5 protein-coding genes are annotated in these 3693 nt (G+C 71.5%); all 5 read left to right on the forward strand.

The genetic code is table 11. The features are described 5' to 3' along the window. Nucleotides 1-77 precede the first annotated feature (77 nt). The gene (locus FNX44_RS24880; protein WP_143651241.1) at nucleotides 78-800 is read left to right on the forward strand and encodes a UbiX family flavin prenyltransferase; all 723 of its coding nucleotides are present in this window, start codon (nucleotides 78-80) and stop codon (nucleotides 798-800) included. 116 nt (nucleotides 801-916) lie between these two features. After that, nucleotides 917-1369, forward strand: a complete 453-nt coding sequence (locus FNX44_RS24885) for an Lrp/AsnC family transcriptional regulator (protein WP_143651242.1) — start codon at nucleotides 917-919, stop codon at nucleotides 1367-1369. 200 nt (nucleotides 1370-1569) lie between these two features. Then, nucleotides 1570-2736, forward strand: coding sequence for an aminofutalosine synthase MqnE (gene mqnE / locus FNX44_RS24890; RefSeq protein ID WP_143651243.1), 1167 nt, complete (start codon nucleotides 1570-1572; stop codon nucleotides 2734-2736). A 7-nt stretch (nucleotides 2737-2743) separates the two neighbouring features. Beyond that, a complete protein-coding gene (locus FNX44_RS24895; RefSeq protein WP_143651244.1) occupies nucleotides 2744-3268 on the forward strand; it encodes a GNAT family N-acetyltransferase in 525 nt (174 codons plus the stop codon). 73 nt (nucleotides 3269-3341) lie between these two features. Further along, a partial coding sequence (locus FNX44_RS24900; RefSeq protein ID WP_323369653.1) for a DUF4229 domain-containing protein occupies nucleotides 3342-3693 on the forward strand: 352 nt, incomplete at its 3' end.

Consider the following 3693-nt stretch of genomic DNA (forward strand, 5'->3'; position numbering starts at 1 on the left):
CCGCCCACGCCGGTTTCACCACCCGCCCCACGGATCTGCCGCCCCGACGCGGGCGGCGGAGCCGTAGGGTCGGTGTCGTGAGCGAGACAGCACAGGACAGCAGGCGCGTCCCCTGGGTGGTGGGGGTCTCCGGGGCCTCCGGTACGCCGTACGCGGCGGCGGTACTGCGCGGCCTGCTGGCCGCCGGTGAGGACGTGGACCTGGTGGTCAGCCGGGCCGCCCGGCTGACGCTGCTGGACGAGACGGGTGAGCCGTTCCGCGACGCCCACTGGCGGGCCGATCTGGAGCGCTGGCTGGCGCGCGGCGCCGACGGCACCACGGACGCGTTCGGCGCCGAGCTGAAGGCCTCCGGCGCGCTCGACTCCGGTCGGGTGCGGTACTGGGCGGCGGGGGACCTGGCCGCCGGTCCCTCGTCCGGGTCGTACCCGACGCGCGGCATGTTGATCACGCCGGCGTCCACGGCGTGTGTCGCCGGTGTCGCGCTCGGGCTGTCGAAGGACCTGCTCCAGCGGGTGGCGAGCGTGACGCTGAAGGAGCGGCGTCCGCTGGTCGTCGCGGTCCGCGAGACGCCGCTGGCGGGTACGACGCTGCGGCAGCTGGTCGCGCTCGACGAGGCGGGCGCGGTGGTGCTGCCCGCGTCCCCGGCGTTCTACGCGGGCGCCACCCACATCCAGCACCTGGTCGACTTCGTCGCGGGCCGGGTCCTGGACGCGGCGGGGGTCCGGCACGAGCTGTACCACCGCTGGAAGGGGGAGCTCGGTGGCGCCCGGACGGCCGCGTCCGAGCACTCCGACGACTGACCGTCCCCATAGCAGTTGCGGGCGATGACGGTCCCATGCCTTAGATTCGTCCCCGGATCGAACTCTGGACGGTAGCGACAGCAGGTCGTGCGGGACAACGGAAGGCTACGGAACCCATGGACGCGGTGGACAGGCAGCTCATCCAGGCTCTGCGGGAGAACGGCAGGGCCTCGTACGCGGAGCTGGGCCGTCTGGTCGGCCTGTCCGGGCCGAGCGTGACCGACCGCATCAACCGGCTGGAGGCCGCCGGTGTGATCACCGGCTACCGGGCGACCGTGGACGCGCCCTCGCTGGGCCTCGGAGTGACCGCGCTCATCGGCATCCAGCTGAGCGACGCCACCGACCACGAGGAGGTCGCGGGGCGGCTGCGGGACCTGGCGGAGATCGAGGACTGCTGGTTCATCGCCGGCGACGACTCCTACATGCTCAAGGTCCGGGCCAGCGACGTGGACGGGCTGGAGAGCACGATCCGGCGGCTCTCCCGCACCCCCGGAGTCTCCCGCACCCGCACCACGATCGTGCTGTCCACGAAGTGGGAGAACCGGGTCGGCGAGCTGCCCGGCGAGTGACCGCGGCCCGGTCCCGGCGCTACCCGGGACCGGCCGATTGGTCCGATTCGGACGTGGCGTACGCTCGACTGAGCACGAGCGCGCCGCAGGGGCGCCGCCCGGTACCCGGACGGGCCGCGGCGGGCGGAACGGGCCGAAGGCGCCCGTGCCGCGCGGGGCAGAAGCAGGGACCGAGCCCGAGACTCAAGGAGGCGCGACGCATGGACGCTGGGCTCAAGCGTGAGCTGGAGGAGAAGGTCCGTTCCGGAGAGCGGCTGAGCCGCGAGGACGGCATCCACCTCTACGAGTCCGACGACCTGGCCTGGCTGGGCGGCCTCGCCCACGAGGTCCGCACCCGGCTCAACGGCGACGTGGTCCACTTCAACGTCAACCGCCACCTGAACATGACCAACGTGTGCACCGCGTCGTGCGCGTACTGCTCGTTCCAGCGCAAGCCGGGCGAGAAGGACGCGTACACCATGCGCATCGAGGAGGCCGTCCGGCTGGCGAAGGCCATGGAAGGCGAGAACCTCACCGAGCTGCACATCGTCAACGGCCTCCACCCGACGCTGCCTTGGCGCTACTACCCGCGTTCGCTGCGGGCGCTGAAGGAGGCGCTGCCGGACACGGTGTCGCTGAAGGCGTTCACCGCGACCGAGATCCAGCACTTCGAGAAGATCTCCGGGCTGCCCGCCGACGAGATCCTCGACGAGCTGATCGACGCCGGTCTGGAGTCGCTGACCGGCGGCGGTGCCGAGATCTTCGACTGGGAGGTCCGGCAGCACATCGTCGACCACGACACCCACTGGGAGGACTGGTCGCGCATCCACCGCCTCGCGCACTCCAAGGGCCTGAAGACGCCGTCCACGATGCTCTACGGCCACATCGAGGAGCCGAGGCACCGCGTCGACCACGTGCTGCGGCTGCGTGAACTCCAGGACGAGACCGGCGGTTTCCAGGTCTTCATCCCGCTGCGGTACCAGCACGACTTCGTGGACATGAAGGACGGCAAGGTCCGCAACCGGCTCCAGGCCCGGACGACGATGGCCACCGGCGCCGAGGCGCTGAAGACGTTCGCCGTCTCCCGGCTGCTGTTCGACAACGTGCCGCACGTCAAGGTCTTCTGGGTGATGCACGGCGTCCAGACCGCGCAGCTCGCGCTGCAGCACGGCGCCGACGACATGGACGGCTCGGTCGTCGAGTACAAGATCACGCACGACGCGGACAACTTCGGCACGCCCGACAAGCTGACCCGCGAGGACCTGCTCGACCTCATCCGCGACGCCGGCTTCCGCCCCGTCGAGCGCAACACGCGCTACGAGATCGTCCGCGAGTACCCCGGCCCCGACCCGGACCGCCGCGAAGAGCCGCAGCCGATGAGGGTGTGAGACCGCCGTGTCCCTGCGCTTCCGGCTCGACCCCGAGCAGGACCGCCGGCTCCTCGACGGGTTCGTCCGGCTGTGGACGGACGTCGTCAACGCGGGCGGCGCGGTCGGCTTCGTGCCGCCCGTCACCACCGAGGACGTGCGGCCCGACGCCCTGCTGCACCTGGCCGCCGTCGCCGAGGGCCGCACCCGCCAGCTCGTCGGCTTCGACGAGGAGGGTGAGGTGCGCGCCACGGCGCACTTCACGTTCAACAAGCACCGGCTGATGCGACACTGGGTGGGCCTCTACACCGTGATGGTGGACCCGTCCCTCCAGGGCCGGGGCGTCGGCCGCGAGCTGATGGCCGCCGCCGAGCGGGAGGCGCGGGCGTTCGACGGCATCCGGGCCATCCGGCTCACCTGCCGCGGCGGGCTCGGCCTGGAGCACTTCTACGCCTCCTGCGGCTACAAGGAGGTAGGAAGGGCGCCCGAGGCGATCAAGGTCGCCGAGGACGACTACCGCGACGACATCACGATGTGGCTGCCGCTCCCGTGACGGCAGCCCGCAGGCCGGCCCACCCACCCCGGCAGAAGGACTCAAGCCCCCGGCAGAAGAAGGAAGATCCGCAGTGACCAGCATCCAGAGCACCCCGCAGACCGGCGACGGCGAGGCCGCACCGCGGCCGGGCATGGCAGGCGTCACCCTCCGGTACACGCTGATGCGGATCGGCCTCTTCGGCGCCTGCTTTGTCGTCCTCGCCACGCTGGCCTGGCTCGGCGTCATCCCCGCCGGCATCGGCACCTCCAACCCGCTGTGGCTGCTCGCCCTGTCCATCCTGATCTCCGCCCCGCTGAGCCTGGTGCTGCTGCGCAAGCAGCGGGACGCCATGTCCGAGCGGCTGGCGCCGAGGATGGACCGCGCGTCGTCGAGCTTCAGGAAGCGGCTGAACGCCAACCAGGGCCGCGAGGACGAGGTCGCCT

It is taken from the genome of Streptomyces alkaliterrae (assembly GCF_007097205.2).
GTDB classification, from domain to species: domain Bacteria; phylum Actinomycetota; class Actinomycetes; order Streptomycetales; family Streptomycetaceae; genus Streptomyces; species Streptomyces alkaliterrae.